This is a genomic window from Rahnella perminowiae (assembly GCF_019049755.1).
In the GTDB taxonomy this organism is placed as follows: Bacteria; Pseudomonadota; Gammaproteobacteria; order Enterobacterales; family Enterobacteriaceae; genus Rahnella; species Rahnella perminowiae.
Genome location: NZ_JAFMOS010000138.1, coordinates 1 through 966 on the forward strand (window position 1 = coordinate 1; position 966 = coordinate 966).

The following is a 966-nucleotide window of genomic DNA, read 5'->3' on the forward strand; positions in this document are numbered from 1 at the left end:
ATCAGAAGGGTTTTTAAGAGATTTTTCAAGTCATTATTTACGATGTACGGACCCGCCGTACTAACACTTATATTTGCAGTTGTTCTAGTGCGTTTTCTCCCTGATGGCCCTTTATGGCCTGTGCCTCTATTTTTCGTGATCGTAATAGTTATTTTTTATCGCTACGTTAAATGATGATTAATTTATAAGGAAATTAAATGTCCACTCCCGCTCACTTATGGCTTGAAGATGAAAACGGCTCTCCCGTTGTCGGTAGCTGCATGATGCCACTGCGCTTAGGCTCTATCGAATTAAAATCATTCTCCCACGGCGTCACTATTCCCGTTGATCCATAATGGGGAAAACTCACAGGAACGCGCGTTCATCGGCCTATCTCGATAGTGAAAGAATTCGATCAGACTACACCACTCCTGTATCGCGCTGTGTGTGAAGGTCGAACAATGAAAAAGGCAACAATCAAGATGTACCGCATCCTGGAATCTGGCATCGAGGCTGAGTATTTCAATATCATCTTGGATAACGTCAAGCTCACGACGATTGCGCCGTACCTAGCTCCAAATGGTATGAGCAGTACGCATCTGGAAACGCTCGAGTTACGTTATGAAGCGATTACTTGGAAGTACACTGACGGGAATATTATCTACCGCGATTCATGGAATGATCGCTGTTGCGCATGACCCCATTTAGTAACAGTTTTTTTGCCTGATTTTTTTCAGGCAAAAAATGCCTAATCAGTCTGGTTAGCCTTCAAACCAAAAGCAGCATCCAGATAAAAAAGAAAATGAACGCTGAATGATTTCCTGAATGGCATTAACTGATTAGGTCTTTAACTCGACCGGATGACATATTGGCCCAATTTAATTGATTCTTGGCGTGCTACCCACTCATTGACTACACATCACTCTCCCTATTATGGCAACGTCAGCAGGCCATTGACCCATCTTTCTCATGAAAAATCGCCCTGGT

General features: G+C 43.1%; 1 pseudogene. It reads left to right on the forward strand.

What is annotated here, in order from left to right:
- Positions 1–197: 197 nt before the first annotated feature.
- A pseudogene (locus J1785_RS00745) lies at positions 198–677 on the forward strand (Hcp family type VI secretion system effector).
- Positions 678–966: the final 289 nt, after the last annotated feature.